The sequence below is a fragment of the Pseudanabaena sp. 'Roaring Creek' genome, from assembly GCF_001402795.1.
Lineage (GTDB): Bacteria > Cyanobacteriota > Cyanobacteriia > Pseudanabaenales > Pseudanabaenaceae > Pseudanabaena.
Map to the genome: position 1 here is coordinate 1 of NZ_LIRE01000747.1, position 16435 is coordinate 16435.

The following is a 16435-nucleotide window of genomic DNA, read 5'->3' on the forward strand; positions in this document are numbered from 1 at the left end:
ACGCTGCGCGTGCGCCGCAGGTTTTAGGGTTTTATATTTAATTAAGCCTACTTACTTAGTCTAAGTGAGAGCTGTTACAAATTAGTTAGTCTCAGGGACTTGCAAAAACTTACGCATTATCTGCATAACTTTTGCAGGATCTGGAGGCTTGCTCATAAAATCAGAGGAGCCCGCCATCTTTGCCCGCACTCGATCAATCATCCCATCCCTTCCAGTCAGAATCACGATGGGAATTTCTTGAAATGTAGTCGTTTTTCGCAAAAAAGTACATAATTCATAGCCATTGGTATTTGGCATGATCAAATCAAGGAAAATCAGATCGGGCTTCCGTTGCAGTAGGGTGCTCACACTTTGTAAAGGCTCAGTAATTCCTAAAACTTCATAACCTAAGGGCTCAAGGATACGGCGCATTTCTACGGCTACTTGCGGACTATCATCGATGCAGGCAACCAGCCCTCGGCGCACAATTTCCTGAGGCTTACTAGGCAATTTCCATTTCGAGGATGTCCAGTCAGGTACCTCCTGAAAAGCGACAATTCCATCGACAACTAACGGTAAAAGCGATCGCATAACAGCAATCATCGAGCAATGCATGATGATCGACATGTCCCATAGAGTATTCTTGCCATTAACAATTTTTTTAAGCGTCCTATAGGTTTTAGAGGTGATGGCTTCCGCCTTTAGCATCACATCCAATTGATCGGCATTATTAATGTAAGGAGCTAAGTCGAAGGAAAACCCTTGGATCATGTTTTGGACATGGGAAAGCCCTGCCTGTTGCCACCTTTGTTGGGCAGCCACAACACTATCTAGGGTTTGCCCCATAGATAGGGCAACTACGGGTTTAAAGACTAGGGATTCTAAAGGCTTCCAAGATGATTTGGGCTGTTTTTGATTGCTGAGACTATAAAACACCTCATGAATGCTGGACTGAATGACCGCTCTCACCTGTTCTGTGGTCAAAAGGTTCTCTTGAACTGCCTGCTCGATGACCTTTAACTCCCAAGCCTCAGTAGTGAGATTGGCATGTTCGAGCAATTCTTGAATATTGATATTAGGTGAATGCTGTCGAATGGCTCTAGCCAATCTGCGAATGCGGTGCTTGCCGCCAGTTGCATATACTAATCGCCCAAGATAGAAATATATGTTCCAAACAGGCTCGGCTTCATTGTCGCCAGTCACCAATAATTCACCAGTAGCCTGTTGAAACAGAACATATAAATGATTCAAATCTTGGATAAACTTAGGAAGGGCTTGTATTGATGTGTCCACTGGAGAAAGTTGGGTAAGTAGCATTTGTTTGCTGTATCGAAAGCCAAAGGGGCTAAAGAGTATTTATCACTGACTATTCCCTTATTGCATAAATACCTTTTAAACTGACTGACTGCCTAATAAGCACAAAACAACCATGTAAACAGCCTTGTAAACGGCTATGTATACGTTTACTATAATTGCATTTATTTATCTATAGAACAAGAACAATTCTTAGCTTAAGTGATTTTGTATAATTGGATAGCTTTAGAAAGGGTATCTTACCATAGTCCTCGTTTATTATGTCGTTTATTATTATGCTCCCAGAAAATGTTTGATAATTTTCCTTGTTTGAATTTATTATTTAAATTTATTACTTGAGCCTGTTTTTTAAATAAGTTTTTTGCATTTCCATAACAAGCCTATATCATAAATTCAAGGGTGAAATGTAGCAATTGCCGATACAAGAACTAAAACCCTATTTAGTCGGATTAGAAATTCGTTATAGCCAATCCGACGATCATTATGTAAAATTTTATAAACTCAGAATGATTTAACAATAACGACGGATACTCGTAAGTACAGCTCTATTAAATTGTTTAGTGTTTATTGAGGATTTAGATTTATTTACTTACCAATTAAGTCTATCTTAAGTCGATCTGTTTTTAGGATAAATAAATATAAAATACATTAAAATACATTTGTTGATACCTTCGCCAATAACCAAGTATTTAAGAGTCTTCCAGTATTTGATTTTATTCTTTGAATTTTTGTTTTAAATGTATTTAGCGGTATGTAAACTTAGTTATTTTAATTAGTTATTTTATTAGTTGTTTTGTTAGTTATTTTAAATGTGCCGTAGCATTCTTAAATCATTCACGAGAAAAATGGGGCTTCGACTACGCTCAGCCAACGTATTACGCTCAGCCAACGTATTACGCTCAGCCAACGTATTACGCTCAGCCAACGTATTACGCTCAGCCAACTTATATAGATGGCTGAGAATAGTCGAAACCCCTCTCACTCACTCAGGATTTCTATATGAGAATCCCAAGCAATTTTGAGAATTACCTAGGCGCAGAAATATCCTTCTCAAATCTTTCCCGAACCTTTCCCAAAACAGAGGAAGCCAAAAACATTTAGCAAACATTTGGCAAACATTTGGCAAACATTTGCCAAATTGATAAAAATTGGAGATTTACAACCTAAATATTCAAAAATTAAAGTAAAATTTTATTAAGGGATGTTTGAGTAAAAAAAATATAAATTTTTTGCGGGTAAGATTTCGTGTTTCAACCTATGTACGCTGACAATCAGCAATTCCTATTTGAACAAGCAATCATCCGCGATCCCTTGACAATTGCGGCAAGTGCAACAGTTGCTGAAGCGATCGCTTTAATGAGCAAAGGCGGACAAGCCTGTAGTTTGTCCTGCGATATTGATACCGCGTTAAATTTGCAATTAGCTCATGCTCAAAATAGTTGCGTCTTAGTGACGGAGGGGAAAAAACTCATCGGGATTTTGACTGAGCATGACTTAATTAAGCTGGGAACTGAGACTGTCAATAATGGGGAATTCCCCCAAAAATCCGTAAGTAATTTACTGGAAACTGCGATCGCTGAAGTGATGACCTATCCCGTGCAGTCGCTGCTGGAATGGGAATTCATCGATATCCTCGTCCCTATCAATCGCTTTCATCGCTTTCATATTCGTCATTTGCCCCTAGTCAACGATCTAGGTGAAGTAGTCGGATTACTCACCCATGAGAGTTTACGGCAACTACTACGCCCCATCGATATGTTACGCCTACGTCAGGTAAAAGAAATAATGGTTACCGATGTGGTTTGCGCCCGACAGATGGATTCCGTTGCGAAGGTCGCTAACTTGATCTTAGAGAGTTCCGTCAGCTCGGTCGTGGTTGTTGAAGAGCTAGAGAATGCTTTATTTCCCATAGGAATAGTTACGGAAGGTGACATTATCCAATACCTTGCCTTGGGATTAGATCTATTTACATCACCAGTACAGTTAGTGATGAGTTTCCCGCCTGTGTCTATCGATTCCGAGGAGACATTATGGGATGTGCGGGAGTTAATGCAAGAGAGAATGATCAATCATGTGCTTATTACGAGTGCCGATGGCAGATTAGAAGGAATCGTCAGCCAAGCCGATCTATTAGGGGCAATCCAACCAACTGAAATTTACAAATTAGTCTCGATATTGGAAACAAAAATGTCAAGGCTAGAGCAGGAAAATCTCGAACTACTCAAAAGTCGTAATAAGTTATTAGAAAGCCAAGTGCAGGAAAGAACGACCGCACTAGCCCATAGTAATGATATGTTTCGCCAGTTTGCTGATAATAATCGTGGGGTGATTGTAATTCGCGAACTTTCTTCGGGTAAGTTACTTTATGTAAGTCCGAGATATGCAGAAATCTGGGGTAAATCCAATGAAAGTTTATACCAAGATCCCGATTCTTGGATGCAATCTATTCATCCCGACGATCAAGAGCGTATTGCTCAAGCCTATACTTTAACTGCCTTTAGTGGTTGCTTTAGTGAGGAATATCGCATTGTGCGCCCCGATGGAGATATTCGGTGGATTTGGGGACGCTGCTTTCCTCTCAAGAATAGTCATGGAGAAATTGAACAAATTGCCGCTGTAGTAGAGGATATTAGCAATCGCAAGCGCCAAGATCTGCACTTAGCAAAGCAGCGGCAAATATTGGAGTTGATTGCGCAGGGTGCGGAGCTATCACAAATTTTGACTGCGATCGTTCAATTCATTGAATCGCAATCCCATCAAATGTATTGCTCGATCTTACGGGTGGAAGGAAAAAAACTAGTCTGTGGCATTGCCCCTAGTCTTCCTAAAAGCTATATAAAAGCGATCGAAGGTATCGAAATCGGGGAATACGCAGGATCTTGTGGCACTGCGATGTATCGAAAAGCCCCCGTCATCGTGACCGATATTGCGACCGATCCCCTATGGCAAAACCATCGTGATTTTGCTCTAGAAGTGGGATTGCTTGCCTGTTGGTCGATACCTATTTTTGCTAAATCAGGGATTGTCTTAGGCTCATTAGCGATGTATTACCCTGAAATTCGGACTCCTTCCGATGATGAGATGGAATTGGTGAGTCTGGTCATTAATCTGGCTAGCTTAGCAATTGAACGCAAACAGGTAGAGACTGCTCTGAGGGAGAGCGAAAGCAATCAAAAAAATCTAATTGATGCTTTACCTGATTTAATTATACGGATGTCTGGGGATGGAACTTATCTGGACTTTTTCCCAACCGAAACTTTTAACATATTTGATACAAAGGAAATAATTGGCAAAAATATTTATAATACTGATTTCCCCATAGATTTGGCAGAAACGCGAATGCAATATATTCGTAAGGCTTTGCTGACGGGTAAAAGACAGATCTACGATCAAGAAATTATTATTGATGGGAATTTACATGTTGAAGAAGTCCGCATTTCTGTTTGTAGCGAGAACGAAGTTCTGATCATTGTGCGCGATATTAGCGATCGCAAATGGGCGGAGATGGCGTTACATCGTAGCGAGCAACGCCTGAGAGCTAGTGAGTCTCTGTTAAGTGGCATGTTCGAGCAATCTGCGGTGGGGATGGCAATTACCGACCTTGATGGTAAATTTATCAGAACTAATCCCTGCTATCAAGAGATGATTGGTTATTCTGAACGGGAATTAGCATCAATGCGATTCACAGACAATATGCTGCCTGAGGATATAGAAGAGAATCTCCGATTGCGGAATCTTGTTCTTTCTAACGAACTTGAAAGTTATCACATGGAAAAGCGCCTCTTACACCGAGATAACAGGACTGTTTGGGTGAAGACAACCAGTTCCAAAATTGTTAATGAAGTCGATCGCACTCCATTTTTTATTGAAATTATCGAGGATATCAGCGATCGCAAACAGGATGAAGCAGCCTTGCAAAGTTTAGTCGAAGGGGCGGCTGCTCATACTGGTGAGGACTTCTTTCCCACCTTAGCAGAATATATTGCCAAAGCCCTAGGAGTGAGTTATGTCATTGTCTCTAAACTTATGGAGGATCGATTGGAGACCATCATCTCTTGGATCGATGGAAAGCAACAATCAGTATCGATCATTCCCTTAAGTAATACTCCTTGTTCGTTGACAATTAAACAAGGAAAATACTGCTGTCCTGAGAAATTAAAGAGGTATTTCCCCGATTGCGAATCCGTCAAAGATTTACCAGTCGAATCCTATCTAGGGAGAGCAATTTTTAGCAGTAGCGATAAGCCCATCGGCAGCCTATGCATTCTCGATCGCAAACCGATCGCTAATTTGGAGAGAGCCGATGCGATGCTCAGGGTTTTTGCCGCTAGGATTAGTGCGGAAATCGAAAGACAAGAGGCTATTGATGCCCTCTATCAGCTCAATCAACAATTAGAGCTAAGGGTCGAGCAGCGCACCAGCGAACTACAAGCCGCTAATCAACAGTTGGGTGAAACTAATGCCGAACTTGCGCGAGCGACTAGACTGAAGGATGAATTCCTTGCGAATATGAGCCATGAACTCCGTACTCCTCTGAATGCAGTTTTAGGTATGTCTGAGGGCTTGATGTCAGGAGTATTTGGTGATGTCAACGATCGCCAAAAGCGATCGCTATCCCTAATTGAAACGAGTGGTAGACATTTACTGGAATTAATTAATGACATTTTGGATGTAGCCAAAATTGGTGCAGGGAAATTAGATCTCGAAATTAGTCCTGTGGCTATCGATTATTTATGCCAATCAAGTCTGAACTTAGTTAGGCAAGCAGCACAAAAGCGCAATGTCCAGCTCCGCCTATCAATCCATCGCAGCCTGAAGATGATCGCAGTGGACGAGCGGCGAATGCGTCAAGCCTTGATCAATCTGCTCAGTAATGCGGTCAAGTTTACGTCTAATGGTGGCAATGTCAAATTGGAAGTTAAGCTTCAAGATATCGAGGCAACAACCCTAAAGGCAAGTCCTGAATATTCCCATGCGATCGTTTTTTCTGTCACGGATACGGGTATCGGTATTTCTCCAGCCGACATCTGTAAATTATTTCAAGCCTTCGTTCAGATTGATAGTAGTTTAAATCGACAATATTCGGGAACAGGGCTGGGGCTTACCCTTGTCAAGCAAATTGCCGAATTGCATGGCGGCTGTGTGACTGTAAATAGCCAAATTGGGCAAGGAAGTTGTTTTTCTATCTTTTTACCCTACGAGTTGGAGATCGGATCTGTAGATAGTGTAGATAGGGAGCAGACTCATTCCGTAACGAAATATCATGGCGAAGAGGGGCTAGAAAAGCTAGAGAACCCAGAGAACTTAGAAAGGAAACTATTAGAGAATAGTTTAGAGCAAGATTTATTAATTAATCCTCTAATTTTGTTGGCAGATGATAACCCAATTAATATTGAAACCTTTGCTAATTACCTCACTAGTCGAGGATATCGGGTGATTTTAGCGGCTAATGGTCAAGAAGCAATCGATCTAGCGATCACCCAAAAGCCCAATCTCGTGCTTATGGATATCCAAATGCCTGTACTCGACGGCATTGCGGCGATTGAAATTATCCGTGCCAATCCCTTTCTCAAACATATTCCCATTGTGGCGTTAACAGCTTTGGCGATGCAAAGCGATCGCGAGAAATGTATGGCAGTTGGAGCCAATGAATATTTGGCAAAACCCGTACAACTTTCCCATCTAACTGCAACTATCCAAAGGTTATTGAGTAGTTCCGCATAGTTATAGCTATATTCACTTACAGCAATTATCGATCAAACGAACCACAAGGAAATTTTTGAAAGCGTTGCGAAGCAACGCTTTCAAAAATTTCCTTGGTTTGGGTTTGAGCGCAATGCGCTATAAGTCAGGACATCAAACCCAATAGAGAGTTGCGGCGCTTCGCGCCGCAACTCTCTATTGGGTTTGATGTCCTGACTTAAGTGGCTATAGCTATACTGGGACATAAACCCCAAGAATTGACTGGCGGAGCTTCGCTCCGCCAGTCAATTCTTGGGGTTTATTTGTCCTAAGCTTGTTTGAGCGAGTGCTCAAAGTGGCTGCGATTTTCAAATACCTCAAACAAAGTCTTCATTGAGGTTACTTCTAAGAGAAAGTCCACATATTCGCTGATGGAGCAGATGGCAAACTTGCAGCCGATCGCCTTAGAGGTTCTTAACGCAAAAATTAAGGCTCCTAATCCCGAGCTATCCATTTGTTTTAGATGCTGGAGATCGATAAGTAGTACGTCAGGCTTGCGATCTAGCACATCGCTTGCTTGTTGACGAAAATAATTAGTGCTGGTCGCATCAAGGTGACCAATGGGTTGCATTACTTCTATACGCATGATGATTCTCTCCTTGCTCCTCGATGTTTAGAAGCTAAAAAATATTTAATTTTAAGTAAATTGACTTATGTAAGGGCTTAATAAAAATGTTTGCAGGAGTCTCTAGATAGCTTCCTCAAGGAAAAGTCCCCAAGGGGCAAACAGTCCGTTTCATGGAGTCATAGTACTCCCTTGCTTAAGTATTTATTTCTCCAAAAGTTATTAAAAGGTTATCCCTAAAGTTATGAGTATGTTTACTAAAAAGTTACTTCTAGCTGTCATCATGAGCCTTGCTACAAGCCCAAGAGGAGGGTGGTGGCGCATCGCGCCGCCACCCTCCTGCTTAGGTATGAGGAGTAATCTTCTGCTTTGTGGAATTTTTGCGAGATACAGAGGTGCGATCGCTTAGGTACCACCGCCAAGGGATGTCTATGCCTTGGGTAATTCCGATTCTGGTGGTTTGCACGATGGGTTCGTTAAAATCTGGCGATCGCGCTTCTAGCCATAGATGCCGATCGGGATGTAAAGCCACTCCATCTAGTTGGCGATCTATTTGTAATAAACGGCATAGTTTCCCCGGCCCTGAGCCTGCTCGATTGGGCTTATCTTTACTCCAACTAGGCAAGCGATCGCATTCGATCGCCCGAATTAACACCGCACTACAGAAATCTTCGCGATCGGTCACGATATTGACGCAATGGTAAATTCCATAGATTAAGTAAACATAAGCCGTACAGGGAGCGCCAAAAATTGCCGCATTGCGAGCAGTCTTGCGCCGATAGCCGTGACAAGCGGGATCGGTTGCGTCATAGGCTTCAGTTTCCACAATAATTCCCCGATATTCCTCCCCTGCAATGCTGCGGACTAACTTGCAGCCTAGTAGTTCTGGCGCGACTTCTTGGGCAGGGCGGGCAAAAAAAGATTTTTCTAGAAGCATAGCAAGATAAATCCCAGCAAATATTTTAAGAGTGCCGCGAAGCGGCACTCTTAAAATATTTGCTGGGATTTATATGGGGCAATTGACCCAGCTACTAACGCCATCCAGCCAAAATTCTTTTTTCCAGATTGGTGCTTCCACCTTTAAGGTGTCGATCGCATAGCGACAGGCCTCGAAAGCTTCGCCGCGATGGGGCGAGCCTACGGCAACTAGCACGCTGATTTCCCCGATTTTCAGTTTTCCTAGTCGATGGTGGATGACCACATCGGTAATGGGAAATTGTCGATGGCAGCGATCGCTAATTTGTTGAAAAACTTGTAAAGCCATCGTGTCGTAGGCTTGATAATCCAAATAATCAACAGCACGTCCCCCTGTCTGATTGCGTACCATGCCACTCATGAGGACGACTGCGCCATTTCGGGCATTGTCGGCGATCGCATAAGCTGCTGCTACATCTAGAGCCTCATGGGTTAGTCGGAAATGATCATTCATAGCTATAAAATTTCAATGGCATAATATCGGCAGTAATTACTGCCGATATTATGCCGATATTTACTGGCGATAATTACTGCTGATAATTACTGGCGAGGTTAAAAATTAATCTTCGTGCTCTTCAAATTGATCGACTAATTCCTTGTTCGGAGGACCAAACGCCACGTATATCGCATAAGCCGTTAAGCAGATTACACATACGGCGATAGTAATTGCGATCGAAGTTGCGTTTTCCATGAATTGAACCAATGATTTGAGTTATTCTAAATTACAATTATACTATTTTGTAACAATCCCTTTAAGAAAACAAACTTATGTCACAACGTACATGGCTTGGTGATATTCTCAGACCGCTGAATGCAGAATACGGTAAAGTCTCTCGCGGTTGGGGCACGACTCCCCTCATGGCTATTTTCATGGCTTTGTTCCTTGTATTTCTAGTCATTATTCTCCAGTTGTATAACGCCTCCTTGATCCTTGATGGCGTTAATCTTAACTGGGGTGGTTGATTTTCAGTTCTAAGCCCATATTAAAGGCACGCTTTGCGTGCCTTTAATGTAAGTAAGTGAGCTTAAATATAAAACCCTAAGACCTGCGGCGCACGCGCAGCGTGCGCCGCAGGTTTTAGCTCTGGATTTTAATTAGGCTGAGGTACATATTTGTTGAGTTCATCTAACAGATAATTAATGACAATGCTGGCGCTAGTTGAGCTACCCCAAATTAAAATCTACATCACTGTTATTACCTTCGCTTATACTTCTGAATTGCTATTGAGTAATTGTGACGGCATCCTGTTTTATTTCATGAATGATTTACATGAATTGCTTGACTAAGATACAAAGCGTAAGTATTCATTGATTTAGAATCAGCACTGATCAGCAAAAGCATGATCGACATATTTGCGCCTTTTTTGTTGGCATGACATGGGTATTTCAGAATCCATCTCCCATTAGCTGACCAGTGCCAACTACTGTTAAGATAATCTTAAAATAAAAAATGTAAGTACATAAAATCATGGTTTTACCTTGCAATTTTTTGGAATTGAGCGATCGCATAATTAAATCCGATTACCTCAACTATCTTAAATGGACAGAAACGATAATAGAATTTCTAACTACTCTAGAAAATGAGCAACAAGCTCTACGAATTGTAAGTTTAGGTTTAGAAATTGATTTGCAATTAGGGGCAAAACTTGCAGGTGCTGTTAAATTAGAATTTCAAGAGAAGGCGATCGCTATTTTGTTAGAGGATGAACGACCTGATTGGTTGGATATGTACTTAATCAGAATCGCAAAATCTGGAGAAGGAATTACAAGATTTATAGAAATTATATTTGACAATCATCCTAGTCATTTTATTAGTGATAGACCAGAAGAGATACTTGAGAAATCAGCCAATTCACAAAAAGCAGATCTTGCGCTTTCTAATTTAAGTGATGCACTTCGCAATTCTGATTGGCAAATAAGAGCAGCAGCAGCTAATACACTTGGAGAACTCTATTTATTTAAAGATATTGAAAGAATAATTGCCGATTTGATCAATGCTCTTGAAGATCCTGAGCAATTTGTAAGATTCGCTGCTGCTCGTTCTTTAGGAAAGATGGCAAAAGTCCAAGGAGTGCAAAAGGCTATTCCTAAGTTGGGGCAAATGCTCAAGGATGAGAAGCATTTTTTGGGAAGATGTGATATTGCTGAAGCCCTTGGAGAATTATCAACTTGTGAAGGAATTGAAGATGTTACTCCAATTTTGATAGATTCATTAAACAAAGAAGATCTAAATGTTCGTCAATCTGCGGCATTGGCTCTAGGGCAGCTATATGTAGCCACTAGAAATGAAACTATATTTGAGAATCTAAATAGAATACTCATAACCGAGGAAGATTTCTCATTGCCATCTACAGTATCTGTTGCATTAGAGCAGGCAGGATTAAGACACAAAGCAATTTCAAATTTACTTAATTCTCTTCAAAGTCTAAATTCTAATTTTAAATGGAAAGCTGCTAGAGCTTTAGATCGTTTGATAGATGGAGATGAAGATTTTACATATATCATTCCAAATTTGCTAGAAGTACTCAAAGATGTTGATTCTAATGTGAGAATGTATGCCATTTCCATTTTAGGTAATATATCGCCTGACGATGTAATTACAGAATTACTTCTAGCACTTGAAGATCAAGAACCATTGGTGCGTCGTTATGCCATTTCTGCACTCAAAAAAGTAAAATCTGAGATCGATATTTCCTTGGTGTTGCAAGGATTAGAAGATAATGATGTCGATGTTAAAAGAAGCATTATAGAATTAATCTGTGAGAAAAATATTATTGCAGGAATTCCCAAATTACTTGAAATACTTGAAGATGATGCTTCTGAATTAAGAGAAGATGCTGCAATGACTCTGGGAAAACTAAATGCTGAAGTGGCAATTCCTGCGTTGTTAAGAACATTGGAAAGCGATGATTCATTCTTAAGACGTGAATCTGCCTCTGCGTTAGGAATAATGGGTTCTAAATCAGCTATTCCTAACTTGAGGAGGGATTTTGAGAATGAAATTTCTTACGGGCTTGCTAAAGTAGTTGAAGCATTGGGTAACATAAGAGATGTTGACAATAAAGACATTTTTATCCAAGGTCTTGAAAGTGAAGATAAACGGGTTCGCCAATATTCAGCAAAAGCGCTAGCCAAATGTTATTTACCAGAGGCAATAAATGGTTTAGTTGAATTCCTTGAAGTTAGTGAGGATTTTATAAGAGAATGGGCAGCAGAAACTATGTGTGGCTTGGCAGATTTTTGGGCATCAGATGGCAGAATGGATTTAGTGGTATCTATGCTTCCAATTTTTTCTCGACTTCCAATGCTTGCAGATTGGGATACTCCAGCCTTCGAGAATCCTGAAGCATTTGAGGCATTAGCGAAAATACAAAAAATCTGTGGTTTTTACAGTCTTGATCTTTGACAAAAACTTTATGCATCAAAAGTTGCCAACTGACTTTCTGAAGAACAGATTCAAAAATCCTAGTTAGGCATGACATTTTTATGAAGTCCCCTGCTTTTAAATTGATTCAGTTTCTTGTACTGTTAATTTTAACCTTCAGCCTCCAAAATCCTACTTGGGCAAGGGCAGGCTTTTCAGAATGGGAAATTTCAACTCTTGGAGGTAATAAAATTGGGAATACCGACAGCTTGCCGTCTGATGTCAAAGGTGCAGCAATTTATGGGAATGAAAATAATGGGAGGATCAGTCGCTCTAATGTTTATGTTGAGGGAGTAAGCGATTTTGGTTTTTATGATGGGGCAATTATTGGAAAAACTGAGAAGCAGTTTTTTTTGTTTAATGAGTCTACTAAAGCAGTCACAAAGTTTGCCACAAAAGAGCAGCTTTGCACTGATGTCAAAACTAAGGGAATAAGATTTAATAACAATCTCAAATTTTTCAATGGAAGCTATCCCTACGATTTTTTCGTTTTTCAATATGCTCTCTACTTTTTAATGCCGTTTCTAATTCTGCTCCTAGGTTTCTTGATTGTGAAATGGAAAATTCCCTTAGCTTTGAGAATTAATCAAATCCTTAAGAGTTTCTCTTTTCCCTTGTTACTATGGATTCTTTCAACCTTCACTTTTCATATTTTCACGCTCCAAGCAGCAAGGGATATTAGTTGGGATGGATTTTGGGATTTTACATTGTTTTTTCAAGGGATATATCTTGGAATTATTGAAGGGATTTTGTGGTTTCTAAGTTGTTTGGGCTTAAGAGTACTTAATAAAGTCGCAGCTTTTTATGAGATTAGCAACTCAATATTTTTTGCATTGTTCAAGTGTGCGATCGTCCTTGTACTTATTTCCGTGGGGCTTATGATTTCTCCATTAGCATCATCATGGACAAGCCTTAAATATTTCTCATGTCTCGAATTATCATGAATTGAGAGATTGAGCGATATGGAACATGATCGTGCTTATTACCCACAGTAGGAGCAATTCATGAATTGCCCTTATATTTCGTTCTTTTGCGAAGTCCTAATACTTATTACATTTTAAGTCGTAATCAATCAAATCATTCAAGAAACCAAGCATTGATCTATCAAAGTATTTAGAGAACATACTTCGTCAATTGTTTTGAAATGAACAAGAGACACTACAGCAATGCTTGATTTCGTACAAATCAAAACCCAAAAGATGGGCGGCGCGAAGCACCACCGCCCATCTTTTGGGTTTTATATCCCAAGTAAAACTTACACTGCTATAGATAAGAATTCGCAAATGAAAAAAATGTTGAAAGATTTTATGATTGGTAATACTCCATATGAAAACTGATTACTTGATCGTGGGTAGTGGTTTATCTGCATTAACATTTGGTGCTTTGATGGCACACTCAGGCAAAACTGTCCAAATCCTTGAAGCCCATGAACATGCTGGCGGATTTGGGCATACATTTACGATGGCAAAAAAATATAAGTTTAATGCCCAATTTCACTATGTCTGGGACTGTGGTGAAGGACAAACTGTGAATCGGGTACTAAAAAAATTAGGTTTAGAGAAAGAAGTTACCTTTGAGAGATACGATCCCCAAGGCTTTGACCATATGCGGATGCCAGAATATGCTGTAGATATTCCTTCAGATCCAGAAGAACTAATTCAGCGCCTATCTTTGCTATTCCCAGAATCTTGCGATCGCCTTCGCCAATTTGTCAATACAGTAGAACAGACGGGACAAGGATTAAAAAAATTATCACCGCCGCTTAATCCTATCGAATTACTAAAGCATCCAATCGAAGTCTTTTCTACGGTGCAATATCTCAATAGCACCCTGCAAGATGTATTTGACAAGTTTCAACTTCCCCAAGCTGCTCAAACTCTACTAGCTCTACAATGGCTAGATTTTTTATTGCCACCCAATCAACTCTCTTTCTATGCGTGGGTGGTGTTATTTCGAGGCTACCAAGCAGGAGCCTATTACCCAACCCAGCATTTTGAGCATGTGATTAACTCATTAGTTAAGGTGATTGAATCTAAGGGAGGGCAAGTATTACTCAATTATGAAGTCACCAACTTTAGGCTGACAAATAGAACTGTGACGGGAGTTCAGACAATGAATCTGCTGAGCCATCAAACCGATGAGTTTGTTGGTGATAGGGTGATTTGCAATATTGATCCTAAAAAAGCTGCCAAAATGATTGGCGAGTCACAATTCTCTAAAACAGTGCGTCGCAAACTCGACTATGAATATTCGGTATCGAACTACATGGCTTATTGTGTGGTTAAAGATATTGACCTGCGCGACTATGGCTTTGGGAAATGGAATCTCTTTCATACGGGACATCAAAATCTTAATGAAGCCTTTGCTCAAATGTACGATCGCCATGATTTTTCTAATCCCAGTTTTGCGATCACTACTCCCACTTTACTTACCGAATCAAGTGAAGATTGCCCCGAAGATAGTCAGATTGTCGAATTTCTCACAGTGGCAAATTATGACTACTTCAAGCAACTACAAGAGTGCGATCGCCAAGCTTATAAACGCAAAAAGCAGGAGATTTTCGATTCGATTCTTGATGTGGTCGAAGACAAATACGTACCGAACTTTAGAAAGCATCTAGCTTTTCATATTACGGGCAGCCCGACAACCAATGAGAGGTTTTGCTGGTGTCCCAATGGTAATTCCTATGGTTCTAGTTTGACACCTCAGAATATGGGGCTAGGACGCTTAAATCACGAAACTTCCCTCAAGCATTTCTATTTCTGTAATGCTTCATCGGGCTACCCTGGATTTGCTCCGACGATTTGGACGGGCGCATTGCTGTATCAAAGATTATCTGGTGATGTGATTTTAGGCGAAATCCCAAAAACCAGTTAAAAGTTTTGCAAAGCAAAACTTTTAACTGGTTTTGGATTCAATATTTATTCTATGAATTGAGAACTCTATTATGAAAATTGCGATTATTGGCGGTGGTGCGAGTGGTATGGCTACAGCCTACCTTCTCGATAAACAGGGACATCAAGTTACTGTTTTTGAGCGACAAGCAAGTTTAGGTGGACATATTCGGACATTGAACAAAAATGTGCAGCCAAACCAATCAGATTGCCCAGAGATTCTCGAATGCGGAGTAATCGAATTTCCTGCTACCTTTCATCACTTCTTAACACTGATGCAGGAATTAGAAGTCGAACTAGAACCTGTTAACATTGGCTCGGCAATGTTTTTTAAAAATGGCAGTCACTATCTATCAAGAGTCACCATTCAGAATAACTTTACAGGGTTGCGTCGTCTCATCGAATATTTACGCCTTGATACTCTCTATGCCCGTTCCGCAAAATTATGGCTAAGGATAAGATTTGCAACTATAAAAGATTTCTATAATCAGCCATTATCGCAATATTTAAAACGTCCCTGTACTCGCAATACTTGGCTAAAGTTGCTAGTTATGTATAGTTACTCTATGCCTTTGGAGATGATTGACGATTTTCCAGCAGAGTTAGCGATGCCTGTTTTACGAGATGATGTGGCAGTCAAATGGCTCAGAATTCAAGGTGGAGTTTATTCCTACATTGAGAAAATTTTGGCGCGATTTAAGGGCAAGATTTGGCTAAATGTGGAAGTCGATCGCATTGTCAGAAGCCCAAATATCATAAAAATTATTCAATCTACAGGTGAAGTTGAGGAATTTGATAAAGTCGTATTCGCCACACCACCCGATCAAGTTCTTGCCCGATTAGCCAATCCAACTGCATCGGAAATCAAACGATTTTCCCATTGGCAGCCTAATTATGTGGATAGCGTAGTCCATCAAGATGCTTCCATTTACGATCGCTATGGCATCAAACAACCATCAGAGTTTGATTTCTTTCAAACGGATACTCGTTGGGGCTACAATAGTTATTTGAATCAACTTTGCAATATTTCATCACCACAAAAATATTTCCTGTCTTACCAACTAGAAGAGATAATCGCTCGCGATCGCTTTATTCACATCCAAAAGCATCATACTCCTTTATATACGACTGACGCTTTTCGATACCGTGATGAAGTAGTAGCCACTAATGGAGAGAATAATACTTACCATGTCGGGGCATATCTCGGTGATGGTTTGCATGAAGGGGCGATCGCTTCAGCCTATCGAGTTGCTGAACTGGTTGGTGTAGAACAAATTAAAGTTTTGTTAAGTAGCTAAGAACCTAGACGAGCGTAACGCCTGCTACGCGAGCGGTACGCTCTTTGGTTAATGACCGCCACTAGTAGGCAGTCAAGTAATTATTGACGGGTAAAGGCGAAGCAATTTAATGCGAGCATCAGCAGTAGTAAATTGCCAATTGACTTTACAAGAGAGAGAATTCCTGCGATTTTCCCAAGCCGAGACTTCCTGAATCAAAAGCTGTTTATCAGGAATACGACGGTCGAGACATTGGCGATTTAAA

Annotated in this window: 11 protein-coding genes and 1 pseudogene; 6 read left to right on the plus strand and 6 right to left on the minus strand. The window is 40.5% G+C overall.

The genetic code is table 11. From position 1 onward, the window contains the following. Window positions 1–81: 81 nt before the first annotated feature. Window positions 82–1296: a response regulator gene (locus AC805_RS22520; RefSeq protein ID WP_055077487.1), complete on the minus strand. Its 1215-nt coding sequence runs from the start codon at window positions 1294–1296 to the stop codon at window positions 82–84. Between the two features lie 1242 nt (window positions 1297–2538). Here AC805_RS22520 and AC805_RS22525 point away from each other — a divergent pair. Beyond that, window positions 2539–7017 carry a PAS domain S-box protein gene (locus AC805_RS22525; protein ID WP_156341542.1) on the plus strand — a complete coding sequence of 1493 codons (4479 nt, stop codon included), beginning with the start codon at window positions 2539–2541 and terminating at the stop codon, window positions 7015–7017. Window positions 7018–7303: 286 nt separating this feature from the next. Here the strand turns inward: AC805_RS22525 and AC805_RS22530 are convergent, their stop codons facing one another. From AC805_RS22530 to psbN, 4 genes are all read right to left on the minus strand, one after another. Beyond that, window positions 7304–7621 (minus strand): STAS domain-containing protein, encoded by a 318-nt coding sequence (locus AC805_RS22530; protein ID WP_072143727.1) that lies wholly within the window; start codon window positions 7619–7621, stop codon window positions 7304–7306. A gap of 322 nt (window positions 7622–7943) precedes the next feature. Then, window positions 7944–8537: a DNA-3-methyladenine glycosylase gene (locus AC805_RS22535; RefSeq protein WP_055077495.1), complete on the minus strand. Its 594-nt coding sequence runs from the start codon at window positions 8535–8537 to the stop codon at window positions 7944–7946. Between the two features lie 69 nt (window positions 8538–8606). Then, a complete protein-coding gene (locus tag AC805_RS22540) occupies window positions 8607–9029 on the minus strand; it encodes a molybdenum cofactor biosynthesis protein MoaE (RefSeq protein ID WP_055077490.1) in 423 nt (140 codons plus the stop codon). A gap of 105 nt (window positions 9030–9134) precedes the next feature. After that, a complete protein-coding gene (psbN, locus tag AC805_RS22545) occupies window positions 9135–9266 on the minus strand; it encodes a photosystem II reaction center protein PsbN (RefSeq protein WP_009627766.1) in 132 nt (43 codons plus the stop codon). Window positions 9267–9343: 77 nt separating this feature from the next. Here psbN and psbH point away from each other — a divergent pair, with 77 nt between their 5' ends. The 5 genes from psbH to AC805_RS22570 all read left to right on the plus strand — a co-directional run bounded on the left by psbH (window position 9344) and on the right by AC805_RS22570 (window position 16191). Beyond that, window positions 9344–9538, plus strand: a complete 195-nt coding sequence (gene psbH / locus AC805_RS22550) for a photosystem II reaction center phosphoprotein PsbH (RefSeq protein ID WP_009627767.1) — start codon at window positions 9344–9346, stop codon at window positions 9536–9538. A gap of 505 nt (window positions 9539–10043) precedes the next feature. Then, window positions 10044–11981 carry a HEAT repeat domain-containing protein gene (locus AC805_RS22555; RefSeq protein ID WP_055077491.1) on the plus strand — a complete coding sequence of 646 codons (1938 nt, stop codon included), beginning with the start codon at window positions 10044–10046 and terminating at the stop codon, window positions 11979–11981. 80 nt (window positions 11982–12061) lie between these two features. Further along, window positions 12062–12943 (plus strand): hypothetical protein, encoded by an 882-nt coding sequence (locus AC805_RS22560; protein WP_055077492.1) that lies wholly within the window; start codon window positions 12062–12064, stop codon window positions 12941–12943. Between the two features lie 382 nt (window positions 12944–13325). After that, window positions 13326–14876, plus strand: coding sequence for an NAD(P)/FAD-dependent oxidoreductase (locus AC805_RS22565; protein WP_055077493.1), 1551 nt, complete (start codon window positions 13326–13328; stop codon window positions 14874–14876). Between the two features lie 70 nt (window positions 14877–14946). After that, on the plus strand, window positions 14947–16191 hold the full coding sequence (locus tag AC805_RS22570; RefSeq protein WP_055077494.1) for an FAD-dependent oxidoreductase: 1245 nt from the start codon (window positions 14947–14949) through the stop codon (window positions 16189–16191). A 72-nt stretch (window positions 16192–16263) separates the two neighbouring features. On the opposite strand, the pseudogene AC805_RS26580 reads toward AC805_RS22570, so the two are convergent. Continuing rightward, a pseudogene (locus tag AC805_RS26580) lies at window positions 16264–16435 on the minus strand (IS630 family transposase); the annotation flags it as partial.

Coding starts and splice junctions, on each gene's coding strand:
- psbH (WP_009627767.1), top strand. CDS start 9,344: ATGTCACAACGTACATGGCTTGGTGATATTCTCAGACCGCTGAATGCA.
- AC805_RS22560 (WP_055077492.1), top strand. CDS start 12,062: ATGAAGTCCCCTGCTTTTAAATTGATTCAGTTTCTTGTACTGTTAATT.
- AC805_RS22535 (WP_055077495.1), bottom strand. CDS start 8,537: ATGCTTCTAGAAAAATCTTTTTTTGCCCGCCCTGCCCAAGAAGTCGCG.
- AC805_RS22530 (WP_072143727.1), bottom strand. CDS start 7,621: ATGCGTATAGAAGTAATGCAACCCATTGGTCACCTTGATGCGACCAGC.
- AC805_RS22565 (WP_055077493.1), top strand. CDS start 13,326: ATGAAAACTGATTACTTGATCGTGGGTAGTGGTTTATCTGCATTAACA.
- AC805_RS22540 (WP_055077490.1), bottom strand. CDS start 9,029: ATGAATGATCATTTCCGACTAACCCATGAGGCTCTAGATGTAGCAGCA.
- psbN (WP_009627766.1), bottom strand. CDS start 9,266: ATGGAAAACGCAACTTCGATCGCAATTACTATCGCCGTATGTGTAATC.
- AC805_RS22520 (WP_055077487.1), bottom strand. CDS start 1,296: ATGCTACTTACCCAACTTTCTCCAGTGGACACATCAATACAAGCCCTT.
- AC805_RS22570 (WP_055077494.1), top strand. CDS start 14,947: ATGAAAATTGCGATTATTGGCGGTGGTGCGAGTGGTATGGCTACAGCC.
- AC805_RS22555 (WP_055077491.1), top strand. CDS start 10,044: ATGGTTTTACCTTGCAATTTTTTGGAATTGAGCGATCGCATAATTAAA.